This is a genomic window from Citrobacter sp., from assembly GCF_050252275.1.
GTDB classification, from domain to species: domain Bacteria; phylum Pseudomonadota; class Gammaproteobacteria; order Enterobacterales; family Enterobacteriaceae; genus Citrobacter_A; species Citrobacter_A amalonaticus.
This window is the reverse complement of the sequence record NZ_JBFWLF010000074.1, coordinates 1-16,178: the sequence shown is the minus strand read 5'-3', so window position 1 is coordinate 16,178 and position 16,178 is coordinate 1. Positions and strand designations below refer to the sequence as shown.

The 16,178-nt window shown below is 53.4% G+C and carries 18 protein-coding genes; 9 read left to right on the top strand and 9 right to left on the bottom strand.

From position 1 onward, the window contains the following. The 5 genes from AB7E14_RS08630 to tilS form a co-directional block, all read left to right on the top strand. Positions 1-1,288 (top strand): OB-fold nucleic acid binding domain-containing protein (locus AB7E14_RS08630; protein ID WP_428169463.1); only part of this gene is annotated, 1,288 nt, incomplete at its 5' end. Positions 1,289-1,300: 12 nt separating this feature from the next. Next, the gene (gene accA / locus AB7E14_RS08625) at positions 1,301-2,260 is read left to right on the top strand and encodes an acetyl-CoA carboxylase carboxyl transferase subunit alpha (protein ID WP_042997855.1); all 960 of its coding nucleotides are present in this window, start codon (positions 1,301-1,303) and stop codon (positions 2,258-2,260) included. Positions 2,261-2,362: 102 nt separating this feature from the next. After that, positions 2,363-4,501, top strand: coding sequence for a lysine decarboxylase LdcC (gene ldcC, locus AB7E14_RS08620; RefSeq protein ID WP_216081788.1), 2,139 nt, complete (start codon positions 2,363-2,365; stop codon positions 4,499-4,501). A 65-nt stretch (positions 4,502-4,566) separates the two neighbouring features. Continuing rightward, positions 4,567-4,956 carry a VOC family protein gene (locus tag AB7E14_RS08615; RefSeq protein ID WP_044327031.1) on the top strand — a complete coding sequence of 130 codons (390 nt, stop codon included), beginning with the start codon at positions 4,567-4,569 and terminating at the stop codon, positions 4,954-4,956. Between the two features lie 61 nt (positions 4,957-5,017). Then, entirely contained in the window at positions 5,018-6,325 is a 1,308-nt protein-coding gene (tilS, locus tag AB7E14_RS08610) for a tRNA lysidine(34) synthetase TilS (RefSeq protein ID WP_316962715.1), read from the top strand. Between the two features lie 28 nt (positions 6,326-6,353). On the opposite strand, the gene rof is transcribed toward tilS, so the two are convergent. Further along, positions 6,354-6,614 (bottom strand): Rho-binding antiterminator, encoded by a 261-nt coding sequence (rof, locus tag AB7E14_RS08605; RefSeq protein ID WP_042323659.1) that lies wholly within the window; start codon positions 6,612-6,614, stop codon positions 6,354-6,356. Next, a complete protein-coding gene (locus tag AB7E14_RS08600; RefSeq protein ID WP_044327029.1) occupies positions 6,601-6,801 on the bottom strand; it encodes a YaeP family protein in 201 nt (66 codons plus the stop codon). The genes rof and AB7E14_RS08600 overlap by 14 nt, the downstream gene beginning before the upstream one ends. 187 nt (positions 6,802-6,988) lie before the next feature. On the opposite strand from AB7E14_RS08600, the gene AB7E14_RS08595 reads away from it, so the two are divergent. Genes AB7E14_RS08595 through nlpE form a run of 3 tightly spaced genes read left to right on the top strand, consistent with a single transcriptional unit; the run spans position 6,989 to position 8,681 of the window. Further along, on the top strand, positions 6,989-7,534 hold the full coding sequence (locus AB7E14_RS08595) for a YaeQ family protein (RefSeq protein ID WP_044267465.1): 546 nt from the start codon (positions 6,989-6,991) through the stop codon (positions 7,532-7,534). Beyond that, a complete protein-coding gene (gene arfB, locus AB7E14_RS08590) occupies positions 7,531-7,950 on the top strand; it encodes an alternative ribosome rescue aminoacyl-tRNA hydrolase ArfB (RefSeq protein ID WP_044327027.1) in 420 nt (139 codons plus the stop codon). The genes AB7E14_RS08595 and arfB overlap by 4 nt, the downstream gene beginning before the upstream one ends. A 32-nt stretch (positions 7,951-7,982) precedes the next feature. After that, complete coding sequence (gene nlpE / locus AB7E14_RS08585; protein ID WP_042997849.1) at positions 7,983-8,681, top strand: envelope stress response activation lipoprotein NlpE; 699 nt, start codon at positions 7,983-7,985, stop codon at positions 8,679-8,681. Between the two features lie 78 nt (positions 8,682-8,759). Here nlpE and AB7E14_RS08580 read toward each other — a convergent pair whose 3' ends face one another. The 7 genes from AB7E14_RS08580 to metN form a co-directional block, all read right to left on the bottom strand. Further along, a complete protein-coding gene (locus tag AB7E14_RS08580) occupies positions 8,760-9,584 on the bottom strand; it encodes a YaeF family permuted papain-like enzyme (protein ID WP_044327026.1) in 825 nt (274 codons plus the stop codon). Between the two features lie 53 nt (positions 9,585-9,637). Next, positions 9,638-11,356 carry a proline--tRNA ligase gene (proS, locus tag AB7E14_RS08575; protein ID WP_042997847.1) on the bottom strand — a complete coding sequence of 573 codons (1,719 nt, stop codon included), beginning with the start codon at positions 11,354-11,356 and terminating at the stop codon, positions 9,638-9,640. A gap of 111 nt (positions 11,357-11,467) precedes the next feature. Beyond that, complete coding sequence (gene tsaA / locus AB7E14_RS08570) at positions 11,468-12,175, bottom strand: tRNA (N6-threonylcarbamoyladenosine(37)-N6)-methyltransferase TrmO (protein WP_044255345.1); 708 nt, start codon at positions 12,173-12,175, stop codon at positions 11,468-11,470. Further along, positions 12,172-12,576 (bottom strand): Rcs stress response system protein RcsF, encoded by a 405-nt coding sequence (rcsF, locus tag AB7E14_RS08565; protein WP_042323642.1) that lies wholly within the window; start codon positions 12,574-12,576, stop codon positions 12,172-12,174. Before rcsF ends, tsaA begins: the two co-directional genes overlap by 4 nt. 118 nt (positions 12,577-12,694) lie before the next feature. Continuing rightward, a complete protein-coding gene (metQ, locus tag AB7E14_RS08560) occupies positions 12,695-13,510 on the bottom strand; it encodes a methionine ABC transporter substrate-binding lipoprotein MetQ (protein ID WP_042997845.1) in 816 nt (271 codons plus the stop codon). Positions 13,511-13,549: 39 nt separating this feature from the next. Next, positions 13,550-14,203 (bottom strand): methionine ABC transporter permease MetI, encoded by a 654-nt coding sequence (locus tag AB7E14_RS08555; protein ID WP_042323638.1) that lies wholly within the window; start codon positions 14,201-14,203, stop codon positions 13,550-13,552. After that, the gene (gene metN, locus AB7E14_RS08550; protein WP_042997844.1) at positions 14,196-15,227 is read right to left on the bottom strand and encodes a methionine ABC transporter ATP-binding protein MetN; all 1,032 of its coding nucleotides are present in this window, start codon (positions 15,225-15,227) and stop codon (positions 14,196-14,198) included. Before metN ends, AB7E14_RS08555 begins: the two co-directional genes overlap by 8 nt. A gap of 189 nt (positions 15,228-15,416) precedes the next feature. Between metN and gmhB the strand changes: the two genes are divergently transcribed. Further along, positions 15,417-15,983 carry a D-glycero-beta-D-manno-heptose 1,7-bisphosphate 7-phosphatase gene (gene gmhB, locus AB7E14_RS08545; protein ID WP_042997843.1) on the top strand — a complete coding sequence of 189 codons (567 nt, stop codon included), beginning with the start codon at positions 15,417-15,419 and terminating at the stop codon, positions 15,981-15,983. The last annotated feature ends 195 nt before the right edge of the window (positions 15,984-16,178 follow it).

Sequence of the window (16,178 nt, the reverse complement as noted above, 5' to 3'; positions counted from 1 at the left end):
GAAAAACGGTATTGACGGCGAACTGGCGATGAAAATCTTCGACCTGGTGGAGAAATTCGCCGGGTACGGGTTTAACAAATCGCACTCCGCTGCCTACGCGCTGGTCTCTTACCAGACGCTGTGGTTGAAAGCGCACTATCCTGCTGAGTTTATGGCGGCGGTAATGACTGCCGATATGGACAACACCGAGAAGGTGGTGGGGCTGGTGGATGAGTGCTGGCGCATGGGGCTGAAAATCCTGCCGCCGGATATCAACTCCGGGCTGTACCACTTCCACGTCAACGACGACGGCGAGATTGTCTACGGTATCGGCGCGATCAAAGGCGTGGGTGAAGGCCCGATCGAGGCGATCATTGAGGCGCGTAACAACGGCGGCTATTTCCGTGAGCTGTTTGATCTTTGTGCGCGCACCGATACCAAAAAGCTCAACCGGCGGGTGCTGGAAAAATTGATCATGTCCGGAGCGTTCGACAGGCTGGGGCCGCATCGTGCTGCGCTGATGAATTCGCTGGGCGATGCGCTGAAAGCCGCCGATCAGCACGCGAAAGCAGAAGCAATTGGTCAGGCAGATATGTTCGGCGTGCTGGCGGAAGAGCCGGAGCAAATTGAACAATCCTACGCCAGCTGCCAGCCGTGGCCAGAGCAGGTGGTGTTAGATGGGGAACGCGAAACGTTGGGGTTGTACCTGACGGGTCACCCGATCAACCAGTATTTGAAAGAAATTGAGCGCTATGTCGGAGGCTACCGGCTGAAAGACATGCATCCGACAGAACGTGGTAAAGTGACCACGGCTGCGGGGCTCGTCATTGCCGCAAGGGTTATGGTCACCAAGCGCGGCAATCGTATCGGCATCTGTACGCTGGATGACCGTTCCGGACGTCTGGAGGTGATGTTATTTACCGACGCCCTGGATAAATACCAGCAATTGCTGGAAAAAGACCGCATACTTATCGTCAGCGGACAGGTCAGCTTTGATGACTTCAGCGGGGGGCTTAAAATGACCGCCCGCGAAGTGATGGATATTGACGAAGCCCGGGAAAAATATGCTCGCGGGCTTGCTATCTCGCTGACGGACAGGCAAATTGATGACCAGCTTTTAAACCGACTCCGTCAGTCTCTGGAACCCCACCGCTCGGGGACAATTCCAGTACATCTCTACTATCAGAGGGCGGATGCACGTGCGCGGTTGCGTTTTGGCGCGACGTGGCGTGTCTCTCCGAGCGATCGTTTGCTTAACGATCTCCGTGGCCTCATTGGTTCGGAGCAGGTGGAACTGGAGTTTGACTAATACAGGAATACTATGAGTCTGAATTTCCTTGATTTTGAACAGCCGATTGCAGAGCTGGAAGCAAAAATCGATTCTCTGACTGCGGTGAGCCGTCAGGACGAGAAACTGGATATTAACATCGATGAAGAAGTGCATCGTCTGCGTGAAAAAAGCGTAGAACTGACGCGTAAAATCTTCGCCGATCTTGGCGCATGGCAGGTTGCCCAACTGGCACGCCATCCGCAGCGTCCTTACACCCTGGATTATGTTCGCCTGGCGTTTGATGAATTTGACGAACTGGCGGGCGATCGCGCTTATGCGGACGATAAAGCTATCGTCGGCGGCATTGCGCGTCTGGACGGTCGTCCGGTGATGATCATTGGTCATCAGAAAGGCCGCGAGACCAAAGAGAAAATCCGTCGTAACTTCGGTATGCCGGCGCCGGAAGGCTATCGTAAAGCGCTGCGTCTGATGGAAATGGCCGAGCGTTTCAACATGCCGATCATTACCTTTATCGACACTCCGGGGGCTTACCCAGGCGTGGGTGCCGAAGAGCGCGGTCAGTCCGAAGCTATCGCCCGTAACCTGCGTGAAATGTCACGTCTGAGCGTGCCGGTTATCTGCACCGTGATCGGCGAGGGCGGTTCCGGTGGCGCGCTGGCGATCGGCGTGGGCGATAAAGTGAATATGCTGCAATACAGCACCTATTCCGTTATCTCTCCGGAAGGCTGTGCTTCCATTCTGTGGAAAAGTGCAGACAAAGCGCCGCTGGCCGCAGAAGCGATGGGGATCATTGCGCCGCGTCTGAAAGAGCTGAAGCTGATTGATTCCATCATCCCGGAACCGCTGGGCGGCGCGCATCGCAATCCGGAAGCGATGGCGGCTTCGCTGAAAGCGCAGCTGCTGGCTGACCTCGCGGATCTCGATGTATTGAGCACAGAAGATTTGAAGAACCGTCGCTATCAGCGTCTGATGAGCTACGGCTACGCCTAAGCGTTGACCATTCCGAAAAGGGCCACAATTTGTTTGTGGCCCTTTTTTTTACCTGCGGTTTGAACAGGCTATGATTAGCTAAGGTTTTTCCAGGAGGAACGCATGAATATCATCGCCATTATGGGGCCGCACGGGGTTTTTTATAAAGACGAGCCCATTAACGAGCTTGAGCGTGCGCTGCAATCACAGGGATTTCAGATTATCTGGCCGCAAAACAGTGTCGACCTGCTGAAATTTATCGAACACAACCCGCGCATTTGTGGGGTGATTTTTGACTGGGATGAGTACAGTCTTGATTTGTGCAGTGAGATTAACCAGCTCAATGAGTATTTACCGCTGTATGCGTTTATCAACACGCATTCGACGATGGATGTCAGCGTTCACGACATGCGCATGGCGCTATGGTTTTTCGAGTATGCGCTCGGGCAGGCGGAAGATATCGCGACGCGCATTCGCCAGTACACCAACGAGTACCTCGACAATATCACGCCGCCTTTTACCAGAGCGCTGTTCACCTATGTGAAAGAGGGAAAATACACCTTCTGCACGCCGGGGCACATGGCCGGAACGGCCTATCAAAAAAGTCCGGTTGGCTGCCTGTTCTATGACTTTTTCGGCGGTAATACCCTGAAAGCGGATGTATCGATATCGGTCACTGAACTGGGTTCGTTACTCGATCACACCGGGCCACATCTGGAGGCCGAAGAGTATATCGCCCGAACGTTCGGTGCAGAGCAGAGTTACATGGTGACTAACGGTACCTCCACCTCAAACAAAATTGTGGGGATGTATGCCGCGCCGACCGGCAGTACGCTATTGATTGACCGTAACTGCCATAAGTCGCTCGCGCATTTGTTAATGATGAGCGACGTCGTCCCGATTTGGCTGAAACCAACGCGTAATGCGCTCGGTATTCTGGGCGGCATTCCGAAGCGTGAGTTCACGCGTGAGAGTATTGCGAACAAAGTTGCCGCCACGGCGCAGGCGCAGTGGCCAGTTCATGCCGTGATCACTAACTCAACCTATGACGGCCTGCTGTATAACACTAACTGGATCAAACAGACGCTGGATGTCCCCTCTATCCACTTCGATTCTGCCTGGGTGCCCTATACCCACTTTCATCCCATTTATCAGGGGAAAAGCGGGATGAGCGGTGAACGGGTGCCTGGCAAGGTGATTTTCGAAACGCAATCCACCCACAAAATGTTGGCGGCGCTATCGCAGGCGTCGCTGATTCATATTAAAGGGGATTATGACGAAGAGACCTTCAACGAAGCGTTTATGATGCACACCTCGACCTCACCGAGTTATCCGATTGTCGCCTCCATCGAGACGGCGGCAGCGATGCTACGGGGAAATTCCGGTAAGCGATTAATCAATCGCTCTGTGGAGCGCGCGTTACATTTTCGCAAAGAAGTGCAGCGGCTACGTGAAGAGTCTGACGGTTGGTTCTTTGATATCTGGCAACCGGAAGAGGTTGATGAAGCTGCGTGCTGGCCGGTGGCGCCCGGTGAAGACTGGCACGGATTTACCGATGCCGACGATGACCATATGTTCCTCGATCCGGTAAAAGTCACGATCCTGACGCCCGGTATGAACGAGCAAGGGGAGATGAGTGACGAGGGGATCCCCGCCGCGCTGGTGGCGAAATTCCTTGATGAGCGCGGCGTGGTGGTGGAGAAAACCGGGCCGTACAATCTGCTGTTTCTCTTCAGTATTGGTATCGATAAAACCCGGGCAATGGGGCTGTTGCGTGGACTGACCGAATTTAAACGCTCTTACGATCTCAATTTGCGCGTGAAGAATATGCTGCCGGATCTGTATGCAGAAGATCCTGATTTTTATCGCAACATGCGTATTCAGGATCTGGCGCAAGGGATCCACCAGCTCATCCGCCAACACGATCTTTCCGGTCTGATGCTGCGTGCGTTTGATACATTGCCGGAAATGATCATGACGCCGCATCAGGCCTGGCAGCGACAGATCAAAGGCGAAGTCGAAACGGTCCCCCTCGATCAACTGGTGGGACGCGTGTCGGCGAATATGATCCTGCCATACCCTCCCGGCGTTCCGCTGCTGATGCCGGGAGAAATGCTCACCGAGCAGAGTCGCGCCGTACTCGATTTTCTGCTGATGCTCTGTTCTGTTGGTCAGCGTTATCCGGGCTTTGAAACGGATATTCACGGGGCGAAACAGGATGACGACGGCGTATACCTCGTACGAGTCTTAAAAACGGCATGACGACTTGCCTTCAGCGCTCCCGGGCGGGTAACGTGCTGATGATAAATAACGGAGATGAAGACACTATGCTGGGATTAAAACAGGTTCACCATATTGCGATTATTGCGACAGACTATGCCGCGAGTAAGTCCTTCTATTGCGATATTTTGGGGTTTACGCTGCTGAGCGAGGCCTATCGCGCAGAACGAGACTCGTGGAAGGGCGATCTGGCGCTGAATGGACAATATGTGATTGAGCTTTTTTCATTTCCTTTCCCGCCGGCGCGTCCTGGTCATCCGGAAGCCTGTGGCTTGCGCCATCTGGCGTTCAGCGTGGATGACCTGGATAACGCGGTGGCGCATCTGGAGGCGAATCACGTTAATTGTGAAGCCATCCGCATTGATCCCTTCACCAACAAGCGCTTCACCTTTTTTAAAGACCCGGATGGCCTGCCGCTCGAATTGTATGAGCAGTAAGGCTTGTTATTGTGACGATTGCCCGGTAACGTGCCGGGCAACGTCACTGTAAATAACCGCTATGACAACACTCACGCTGAACACCTCGCTTATCACTTCCCGACAGATACTGGTCGCCTTTAGCGGCGGTCTGGACTCTACCGTGCTCTTACACAAACTGGTGCAATGGCGGACGCAACAACCGACTCTCTCGCTTCGTGCCATGCACATCCATCATGGACTTAGCGCTCACGCCGATGAGTGGGTGGCACACTGTGAAGCCATCTGCGCGCAATGGCAGGTTCCGCTGGTGGTGGAGCGGGTCACGCTGGTGGACGCCGGGCTGGGAATCGAAGCGCAGGCCCGGCAGGCGCGGTATCAGGCATTTGCCGATGCGCTATTGCCCGGTGAGGTGTTGGTGACTGCCCAGCATCTTGACGATCAGTGTGAAACCTTTTTGCTGGCGCTCAAACGCGGCAGCGGACCGGCTGGGCTGTCTGCAATGGCGGAGAGTGCTGAGTTTGCGGGCACGTTACTCATTCGTCCGTTATTGACACAACCCCGTGCGGCACTGGAGCAATGGGCAAGGCAGCATCAGCTTCGCTGGATTGAAGATGAAAGCAATCAGGATGACGCCTACGATCGCAACTTCCTGCGTTTGCAGGTTCTGCCGCTTCTGCAACAGCGCTGGCCGCATTTCGCTGACGCCACGGCACGCAGCGCAGCGCTGTGTGCTGAACAAGAGAGTCTGCTGGATGAACTGCTTGCCGATGAACTGTCTTCTTGTACCACGGAAAACGGCACGCTGGAGTTAACGCCGCTCATGGCGATGAGCCGTGTCCGGCGCGCTGCGCTACTTCGCCGCTGGCTGGCGACGAAAAATGCGCCGATGCCTTCACGCGATGGACTGGAACGTCTCTGGCAGGAGGTGGCGCTGGCGCGTGAAGATGCGTCACCGTGCCTGCGTTTCGGCGAGTACGAGGTGCGGCGCTTTCAGGGACAGTTGTGGTGGATTAAATCTGTTGTCGGACAAAGTGAGACAATACTGCCCTGGCCTCGCTGGCAGTTACCGCTCACGTTGCCTGCCGGGCTGGGCCAACTGCGGTTACTGTTGGGGGACGAATTGCGCGCGCCTCGTGAGGATGAGCGTGTCAGTATCCGTTTTAAAGCGCCGGGAATGCTGCATATCGTTGGCCGTAGCGGTGGCCGCAAGCTCAAGAAAATCTGGCAGGAGTTGAATGTACCTTCCTGGCGACGAGATACCACGCCATTGCTGTTTTACGGCGAAACGCTGATTGCGGCTGCAGGCGTATTTGTCACGCGTGACGGCGCGGCGGGTGAGGAGTCGGGGGTGAAACTGGTGTGGGATCAAACCGGTGGAAATGCCTGATGGCGCAGCGCCACCAGGCAATATGGGTTCAGGATTCGCTAACCACCACGGTACCGATTTCCGGATGGCTGAAGCTGACAATTTTATCGAGACGAAGCTCGCGCGTTTCACCCGCAACCTCGGTGATTAGGTATTCCACGTTTTTCCGTGAAACCAAATCGTTGGCTTTCGCTTGCAAAACTTCACCATCTTTCAGTTCCAGCGTCAGTAATAAATGATGCTGGCAGGCGAGCTCAAGGTTGTCGTAGTCATCACAGTTGATGGGTTGGTATGTATCATTCATTGACATAATCGCTCACCAGTAAGTTCGCCGCAGCATACGCCGCCTTTTCCCTGACCGACTCTGAAAGGGCACTGTCTGCCGCCATTTCATTAAGCACCTTTAATACGCAACCCAGCGCATCCGGGATATACCCTAAGTCTCCGCTGGCGATTTCCGCATACCGCTTGCGTATTAACTCACAATATTTTTCCACATGCCCTCCTGTCAGCATTCTGACTTAACCGTGGATGCAAGTCTAAGCCTACGAAGATAAACTCTGTTTAGCAAGGTGACTATACCACAGCCATTCACGCAATATCAGCGCCTGATTGATGATCCCCGGACAGCCTTTTGGCTCCTTTTTCGCTACAATGGCTGCCTGATTCGAAAGGAGTTTTTCCATGGCGCTTAAAGCGACAATTTATAAAGCCGTCGTCAACGTGGCTGACCTTGACCGTAACCAGTTTCTTGATGCGGCGTTGACGCTGGCGCGTCACCCCTCTGAAACCCAGGAACGAATGATGTTGCGTCTGCTGGCGTGGATTAAGTATGCGGATGAGCGTCTCCAGTTTACGCGTGGCTTAAGCGCAGAGGATGAACCGGAAGCGTGGTTGCGTAACGATCATCTGGGTATCGACTTGTGGGTTGAACTGGGGCTACCGGATGAGCGCCGTATTAAGAAAGCGTGTTCGCAGGCTGCTGATGTGGCGCTGTTTGCCTACAATAGCCGGGCGGCGCAGATCTGGTGGCAGCAGAATCAAAGCAAATGCGCACAGTTTTCGAATCTCACTGTCTGGTATCTGGATGATGAACAACTGACCCAGCTTAGCGCCTTTGCGAGCCGTACCATGACGCTACAGGCGACAATTCAGGACGGGGCGATCTGGCTGTCTGATTCTCAGAATAATCTGGAAATTCATCTGACGCCGTGGCAACAACCGGTATGATCGTCATTTCGCGGACTGTCTCGATCCCCGACGATGAGCTGGAGATCACCGCCATTCGCGCCCAGGGCGCAGGAGGACAGCACGTCAATAAGACCTCAACGGCGATACATTTGCGTTTTGACATTCGGGCCTCCAGCCTGCCAGAGTATTATAAGGAACGTTTGCTGGCTGCCAGCCATCATCTGATTACCGCTGATGGCGTGATGATTATTAAGGCGCAGGAGTACCGCAACCAGGAACTCAACCGGGAAGCGGCGCTTGCCAGACTGGTAGCGGTTATAAAAGAGCTCACCGCAGTACAAAAAAGCCGACGCGCAACCCGACCGACGCGGGCATCGAAAGAGCGAAGATTAAACTCGAAGGCGCAGAAATCCTCAGTAAAAGCCCTTCGCGGTAAAGTCCGTCGTGATGACTGACGGGCAGGAATAAAATGTGATAGGGAGTCAGGGTGAAAAAAACACTACTTTCAGCGATGGCGGCATTTACGCTCTTCGCATTGATTGGCTGTAACAACCGTTCAGAGGTTGATGTTATCCAGCCGACTCAGGTTGCAGAATTAAAACCGATGCAGCAAAGCTGGCGGGGCATTCTGCCTTGTGCCGACTGCGAGGGTATTGAGACCTCACTGTTTCTGGAGAAAGATGGCACATGGGTAATGAACGAACGCTATCAGGGCGTGCGTGAAGAGCCGTCTTCTTTTGCTTCCTACGGCACCTGGGCGCGCACGGCCGATAAACTGGTGCTGACCGACAGTCAGGGTGAGAAGTCTTATTATCGCGCGAAAGGCGAAGCGCTGGAGATGCTGGATCGGGAAGGCAATCCGGTTGAATCACAATTTAACTATACGCTTGAACCGGTGAAATCCAGTTTGCCGGTAACGCCAATGGCGATGCGTGGCATGTATTTCTATATGGCGGATGCCGCGACCTTTACCGACTGCGCAACCGGAAAGCAGGTTTCTGTTGCCAGTAACGCAGAGCTGGAACGCGGTTATCTTGCGGCGCGTGGCACCAGTGAGAAACCGGTGCTGTTGTCCGTCGAAGGGCACTTCACGCTGGAGGCGAATCCAGATACCCATGAGCCGGTGAAAACGCTGATGGCCGATAAAGAGATTAAATTTATTCCGGGTAAGAGCTGCACCGACTGAGTGATGGACTCAATGATAACTGTCCGGGTGACTGGACAGTTATCATCTTACCCGCAGTTTTGCTATTGTGTATCGCGCTTAACGCGTCAGTCCTACAAAACGTCCCGTCTTGATATAAATCCCTAACTTCAAATGACCGACATAGCGTAGCTGCGTTTCTGGCTTAAATGCGGCAACGTCGCCTTCCCGCATGTGCATCAGGTCAGCAGGGCTGATCCAGCCCGATTGCGCCAGGGTTAGCGGATGTCCCGCTTTGGTAAATGCATCAGTGACGAATTCAGAGCAAAACCACGCCGTTTTTTCTCCCTCGCGTGCATCGCTCAACTGCGCTTTCGCCAGCCCGCTGACACACTGTTGCCGGAAATCCGCAGAGAAGGGGTTTAGTGAACACATCTGGCGAGTCACCATAAACGGAATGAATTCCACGATACCGCGATAGTTATAGCCGCTGTCTTTGATTTTATAGGCGAAGGTTTTGATCTCAGCGGCCTGTTGCGGAGTCAGCTCCGGGACTCTCAGGGCAAAAAGTTTATCACTGTGTTTCATCGCCTGTTTGAGTGACACGATTTGTACGCCAGCGCCGGTGGCTTCTGCGACTTCATTATCGCCCAGATAGACGGCAACGTGGCTTACGGAAGCATTGCTGAACGCGCGGATGCCTAATGAGGTCACCCCGAGGCTGGAGGAGAACAACAGATCGCCTGGCTTAAGGTCGGTATCGGTAATTTCGACGAGTGCTTTATTCGTAAATGAGCTCTGGCGCTGGAATGTAACCGCCCATTTTTTGGATTGTGCATCAATGGCGGCGGCGGATTTATTCGGTGGGCTGACGTCAACGGTGCAGGCCGAAAGCAAAAGAAGGCAAGGGAGGAAGAGGCGGTAATACGCCGTGAGTTTAGCCATTTTATACAATCCATGTAAAAAAGAGGCCCTGAAAATCAGAGCCTCTTATGACATCAGCCTTTAATCTGTTTAACCAGATAGTTGACGATGTCGCCGGTTTTTATCAACTGTTTCTCGCCATTGCGACGGTATTTGTATTCAATATCGTCGTTGTCGAGGTTACGGTCGCCCAGCACGATAGTGTGCGGAATACCGATCAGTTCCATATCGGCGAACATCACGCCTGGGCGCTCTTTACGGTCGTCCATCAGCACTTCGATGCCCTGCGCACGCAGTTCGGCATACAGTTTTTCCGCCAGTTCCTGCACACGATAGGACTTGTGCATGTTCATCGGCAGAATCGCCACCTGGAACGGCGCGATAGCGTCAGGCCATACGATCCCGCGCTCGTCGTAGTTCTGCTCAATAGCCGCTGCTACCACGCGTGTGACCCCGATACCGTAACAACCCATAGTCAGGATCTGGTTGCGGCCATCTTCACCCTGGACGGCGGCTTTCATTGCTTCCGAGTACTTGGTGCCCAACTGGAAGATATGACCGACTTCGATACCGCGTTTGATCAGCAACGTGCCTTTTCCATCCGGGCTTGGATCGCCGGCGACGACGTTACGGATATCAGCGACTTCCGGGGTTGCGACATCGCGATCCCAGTTAATGCCGAAGTAATGCTTACCATCCACGTTAGCCCCTGCCGCGAAATCACTCATTGCGGCAACAGTACGGTCAATAATCACCGGCACTGGCATGTTTACCGGGCCCAAAGAACCCGGACCGGCATTCACCAGCGCGCGGATCTCTTCTTCGGTTGCGAACGTCAGCGGGCTGGCAACCTGCGGCAGTTTTTCCGCTTTGACTTCGTTCAATTCGTGATCGCCGCGAACCAGCAGTGCGACCAGCGGAGACTTGCTGTCTTCCACGGCTTTCACCAGCAGGGTTTTCACGGTTTTCTCGATTGGCAGACTAAACTGCTCAACCAGCTCGGCGATGGTTTTTGCGTTCGGCGTATCAACCAGCGTCATTTCTTGCGTTGCAGCGGCGCGCGGCGCTTTCGGCGCAACGGCTTCCGCAAATTCAATGTTGGCCGCGTAGTCAGAGGAATCAGAGAAGATCACATCGTCTTCGCCGCTCTGTGCCAGTACCTGGAATTCGTGCGAGGCGCTGCCGCCGATAGAACCGGTGTCAGCCTGTACCGCGCGGAAATCCAGCCCCATGCGGCTGAAGATCTTGCTATAAGCCGCGTACATCGCGTCGTAAGTTTCCTGCAGAGATTCCTGAGAAGTATGGAAAGAGTACGCATCTTTCATCAGGAATTCACGGGAGCGCATCACGCCGAAACGCGGACGCACTTCGTCACGGAATTTAGTCTGAATCTGGTAGAAGTTCAGCGGCAGCTGTTTGTAAGAGCTGAGCTCGTTACGAATCAGATCGGTGATCACTTCTTCATGCGTTGGGCCAAGTACGAACGGACGATCGCCACGGTCAGCAATACGCAGCAGTTCCGGACCGTACTGTTCCCAACGACCACTCTCTTGCCACAGTTCAGAAGGTTGAACCACCGGCATTAACACCTCGATCGCACCGGCGTTGTTCATCTCTTCACGCACGATGTTCTCAACTTTTTTCAGGACGCGCACGCCGGTCGGCAGCCAGGTGTATAACCCGGAGGCCAGCTTGCGGATCATCCCGGCGCGCAGCATCAGCTGGTGGCTGATCACCTCGGCGTCGGCAGGTGTCTCCTTCAGAGTGGAGAGCAGATATTGGCTAGTACGCATGTTGTTACGGTTCCAGTTGAACGATCGAACAGGCTCAATGTGAGCCTGACACAAAAAAAAGTAACTCAGTTTACCAGCGAGAAAGGGATGTCAAAAGAGAAGGGCGTGAAATTAGCGGGGTTCAAGCGCAAAGACTTCAAAACCCGTCTCGGTTACGCGCCAGCGCACGTTGAAATCATGCAGCCAGACAGCATAATTTTTACCGGTCTCTTCCCCTTTTCGATAGGCAGGACGCGGATCCTGCGCCAACACATCACGAATAAACGTCTTCAGCAGGGGATAACGTTTTTCCAGCGCGGGAAACTGTTGCTCAATCTCGTCGGTAAAACTCACCGACATTTCGGCTTGCGGTGCCTGTTGCGCATAGCTGGCGGTCGCATTCGGTAGCGATTCCGCGAACGGCAGGTAAGGCTTGATATCGATGACCGGCGTACCGTCAACCAGATCCAGACTGCCCAGTTGCAGAATGACCTGATCTTTCTGACAGACAACGCCTTTCAGTTCAACCAGCGACATGCCGACGGGATTGGGGCGAAATGTTGAGCGCGTAGCAAATACGCCCATCCGCGCATTGCCGCCAAGACGAGGCGGGCGCACGGTGGGGTGCCATCCCCCTTCCATCGTCTGATGGAAAACAAAGATCACCCATAAGTGGCTGAATGCTTCAAGACCGCGTACCGCATCGGCCTGATTGTAAGGAGACAGCAGGTGCAGTTCGCCGTTGACGCTTTTTACCAACCCTGGCTGGCGGGGAACGGCGAACTTCTCTTTGTAAGGCGAGCGAATGACACCGATTTGCTCAAACTGAAAATGACTCATTTAGCCGAGATGTTGAGCGCAGAACCAATGCAGACAGCCTGACGATAACAACCCGGCGTCCCGCTGGTGACTTCACAGCTATGCAGTAACACGGCATTGGCTTTCATTTTTGACGCATTAATCTGCATGCGTTTACGTGCTGTCGGGATGTTCGGCGGAGAGTCCTGGTTAGAGGCCTGACAGGATTCACCGGTCACTTCACCGAGATCGCGGAACGGCTTGCCGACCAGATCTTCAGCATTGGTGTAAATTCTGACGGGAACAGCGCGCGGCGCTTTCGGTTTTTCCGGCTCCGCTTTTGGCGGGGTTGCGGTGCTTTGAACGGGTTCAACAGGGGATCTGCTTAGCATGGAACAGCCGCTCAGCATGAGTGCCAATAAACAGATCGGTAAAGCACGCATAATATTTCCTCAATGAATGATCTAACTGTCACATATTGAATCAGGAGCTTGCATAAATGACAAGACGGGCAAACGCCCGTCCTGAATGATATTACAGATTGTGAAAAGCGCCTAAAAATTACCAGCCCTTAACAGCACCACCGTTGAAGACTTTATTGGCGGCTTCGTAAACTTCGTCAGACTGATAGGCTTGAACGAATTTCTTCACGTTCTCCGCGTCTTTGTTATCTTCACGGGTCACGATCAGGTTGACGTACGGGGAATCTTTATCTTCAACGAAGATACCGTCTTTCGCCGGCGTCAGGTTGATCTGGCTGGCATAAGTGGTGTTGATTACCGCCAGAGCAATTTGCGCATCGTCAAGAGAACGCGGCAACTGAGGGGCTTCCAGTTCAACAATTTTCAGATTTTTCGGGTTCCCGACGATATCCAGTGAGGTCGGCAGCAGACCCACGCCATCTTTCAGTTTGATCAGACCGACTTTTTGCAGCAGCAGCAGAGAACGGCCCAGGTTGGTTGGATCGTTCGGAACCGCTACCTGCGCGCCATCCTGAAGCTCATCCAGAGATTTGATTTTTTTAGAGTAGCCCGCAATCGGATAAACGAAGGTATTGCCTGCGGCAACCAGCTTGTATCCGCGATCTTTGATCTGCTGATCCAGATACGGTTTGTGCTGGAAGGCGTTGGCATCGATATCGCCTTTGCTCAGCGCTTCGTTCGGCAGAACGTAGTCATTGAAGGTCACCAGTTCGACGTCCAGACCGTATTTTTCTTTCGCAACTTTTTGTGCGACTTCAGCTACCTGCTGTTCCGCACCGACAATCACGCCGACTTTGATGTGGTTTGGATCTTTTTCATCCTGACCGCAACCCACGAGTGCCAGAGAACCAATCAGGGCGCCGACTGCCGCAATGGTTTTGAATTTGAACGCCATGCTTATTTCCTTAATGTGATAATTGTGTTTTGTAGAACGTTACTTGTGCGTCACAGTCCGGACGATGCGATCGCCCGCGAACTGAATTAAATAAACCAGAACAACGAGTAATACCAGTACCGTATTCATAACAGTAGCATTGTATCCAATATAGCCGTACTGATAGCCGATCTGTCCAAGGCCGCCCGCACCCACGGCACCGCCCATGGCGGAATAACCAACCAGGGTAATCAGCGTAATTGTCGCCGCGTTTACCAGCCCTGGCAGGGCTTCTGGCAGCAGCACCTTACGTACAATTTGCAGCGGTGTTGCGCCCATTGCGCGGGACGCTTCAATCAGGCCGGTCGGGATTTCCAGCAGGGCGTTTTCCACCATACGGGCGATAAACGGTGCCGCGCCGACGGTGAGCGGAACAATGGCAGCCTGCAAACCGATTGATGTCCCGACAATCACACGAGTGAACGGAATCATCCATACCAGCAGAATAATGAACGGAATCGAACGGAAGATGTTCACAACCGCAGACAGTGTGCGGTAGAGCTTCGCGTTCTCAATGATTTGCCCGGGACGCGTGACGTACAGCAGCACGCCAACGGGAAGACCAATCACAAAACCAAAGAACCCGGATACGAAGGTCATCGCCAGCGTTTCCCAGACGCCACGAACCAGCAGCCACATCATCGGCTCAGACATAACCCAGTACCTCTACTTTTACATGGTGTTCCTGCAGCCAGGCGATCGCGGCTTGCGTTTCTTCTTGTGTGCCGTGCATTTCAGTCAGCATGATGCCGAACTTCACGCCGCCGGCGTAATCCATCTGCGCGCTAATAATGTTGTTATTCACGTTAAAGCGGCGCGCTGTTTCGGAAAGCAGCGGCGCATCCACCGACTGACCGGTGAATTCCATGCGCAACATCGGGACGCTGTCGGTCGTCGATTCCGCTTTGAGGCGTGCCAGATAATCTTCCGGAATATCCAGATGCAGTGTGGACTGAATAAATTTCTGCGCCAGGGGCGTTTTCGGGTGGGAAAACACTTCGCTGACGGTATCTTGCTCAATCAGCTCACCGTTGCTGATGACGGCTACGCAGTCGCAGATGCGTTTCACCACATCCATTTCGTGCGTGATCAGTAGAATGGTCAGGCCAAGGCGACGGTTAATGTCTTTCAGCAGTTCAAGAATGGAGCGAGTAGTGGCTGGGTCCAGCGCACTGGTCGCTTCATCACACAGCAACACTTTTGGCTGACTTGCCAGTGCACGGGCGATAGCGACACGCTGTTTCTGACCACCAGACAGATTCGCAGGGTAGCTGTCGTGCTTATCACCCAAGCCAACGAGATCGAGCAGTTCCGTCACGCGGCGCTTAATTTCTTCTTTTGGGGTGTTATCGAGTTCCAGCGGCAGCGCGACGTTACCAAAAACGGTTCGGGAGGCCAGCAGGTTGAAGTGCTGGAAAATCATGCCAATCTGACGACGCGCCTTAGTCAGTTCAGATTCTGATAGCGTCGTCAGTTCCTGTCCGCCAACCTGAACGCTTCCTTCTGTCGGGCGCTCCAGCAGGTTTACACAGCGGATCAGCGTACTTTTACCTGCGCCTGAGGCACCGATAACGCCATAAATTTGTCCGGCAGGAACATGCAGGCTAACGTTATTCAACGCCTGAATGGTGCGGGTCCCCTGATGGAACACTTTGGTGATATTCGAAAGTTTAATCATTGATTATTTATTATCGTAATGAAGTTACCGTGGCATTTTCGTCTGTCTGATGCGGTCAAAAGCCGTCAACAAAATGGATGTTAAGGCATCCAGACGTCTAAATCAATCAGGGTTTCTACGATGAGCACTTTCTTGCCTGCCGAAACATGCGATACTAGCGCCACATGCCTTATTCAGGAGCTATAAAAGGTGGCAAAGTCCGTACCCGCTATTTTTCTCGACCGTGACGGCACAATTAATGTTGATCACGGCTACGTACACGAAATCGACGAGTTCGAATTTATCGACGGTGTTATTGATGCTATGCGCGAGCTTAAAACACTGGGCTATGCGCTGGTAGTTGTCACCAATCAGTCAGGGATTGCGCGCGGCAAATTTACCGAAGCGCAGTTTGAAACATTAACAGAGTGGATGGACTGGTCACTGGCCGATCGCGATGTCGACCTCGACGGTATCTATTATTGTCCACACCACCCGCAAGGCAGTGTGGAAGAGTATCGCCAGGTTTGTGATTGTCGTAAGCCGCATCCCGGTATGCTGATCTCGGCCCGCGATTTCCTGCACATTGATATGGCCGCGTCTTATATGGTGGGCGACAAATTAGAAGATATGCAGGCTGCGGCTGCGGCAGGAGTCGGGACAAAAGTGTTAGTGCGAACCGGCAAGCCCATTACTGCGGAAGCAGAAAATGCGGCAGATTGGGTATTAAATAGTCTTGCTGATCTGCCATCGGCGATAAAAAAGCAGCAAAAATAAGCATTGTGGTTAAAAGGTGAGCGGTTGAAGTAAATCTGCATTTTTCCGCTTGTCTTCCTGAGTCGACCCCCTATAATGCGCCTCCATCGACACGGCGGATGTGAATCACTTCACACAAACAGCCGGTTCGGTTGAAGAGAAAAATCCTGAAAATCAGGGTTGACTCTGAAAGAGGAAAGCGTAATATACGCCACC

Coding starts and splice junctions, on each gene's coding strand:
- accA (WP_042997855.1), top strand. CDS start 1,301: ATGAGTCTGAATTTCCTTGATTTTGAACAGCCGATTGCAGAGCTGGAA.
- ldcC (WP_216081788.1), top strand. CDS start 2,363: ATGAATATCATCGCCATTATGGGGCCGCACGGGGTTTTTTATAAAGAC.
- AB7E14_RS08615 (WP_044327031.1), top strand. CDS start 4,567: ATGCTGGGATTAAAACAGGTTCACCATATTGCGATTATTGCGACAGAC.
- tilS (WP_316962715.1), top strand. CDS start 5,018: ATGACAACACTCACGCTGAACACCTCGCTTATCACTTCCCGACAGATA.
- rof (WP_042323659.1), bottom strand. CDS start 6,614: ATGTCAATGAATGATACATACCAACCCATCAACTGTGATGACTACGAC.
- AB7E14_RS08595 (WP_044267465.1), top strand. CDS start 6,989: ATGGCGCTTAAAGCGACAATTTATAAAGCCGTCGTCAACGTGGCTGAC.
- arfB (WP_044327027.1), top strand. CDS start 7,531: ATGATCGTCATTTCGCGGACTGTCTCGATCCCCGACGATGAGCTGGAG.
- AB7E14_RS08580 (WP_044327026.1), bottom strand. CDS start 9,584: ATGGCTAAACTCACGGCGTATTACCGCCTCTTCCTCCCTTGCCTTCTT.
- proS (WP_042997847.1), bottom strand. CDS start 11,356: ATGCGTACTAGCCAATATCTGCTCTCCACTCTGAAGGAGACACCTGCC.
- tsaA (WP_044255345.1), bottom strand. CDS start 12,175: ATGAGTCATTTTCAGTTTGAGCAAATCGGTGTCATTCGCTCGCCTTAC.
- rcsF (WP_042323642.1), bottom strand. CDS start 12,576: ATGCGTGCTTTACCGATCTGTTTATTGGCACTCATGCTGAGCGGCTGT.
- metQ (WP_042997845.1), bottom strand. CDS start 13,510: ATGGCGTTCAAATTCAAAACCATTGCGGCAGTCGGCGCCCTGATTGGT.
- AB7E14_RS08555 (WP_042323638.1), bottom strand. CDS start 14,203: ATGTCTGAGCCGATGATGTGGCTGCTGGTTCGTGGCGTCTGGGAAACG.
- metN (WP_042997844.1), bottom strand. CDS start 15,227: ATGATTAAACTTTCGAATATCACCAAAGTGTTCCATCAGGGGACCCGC.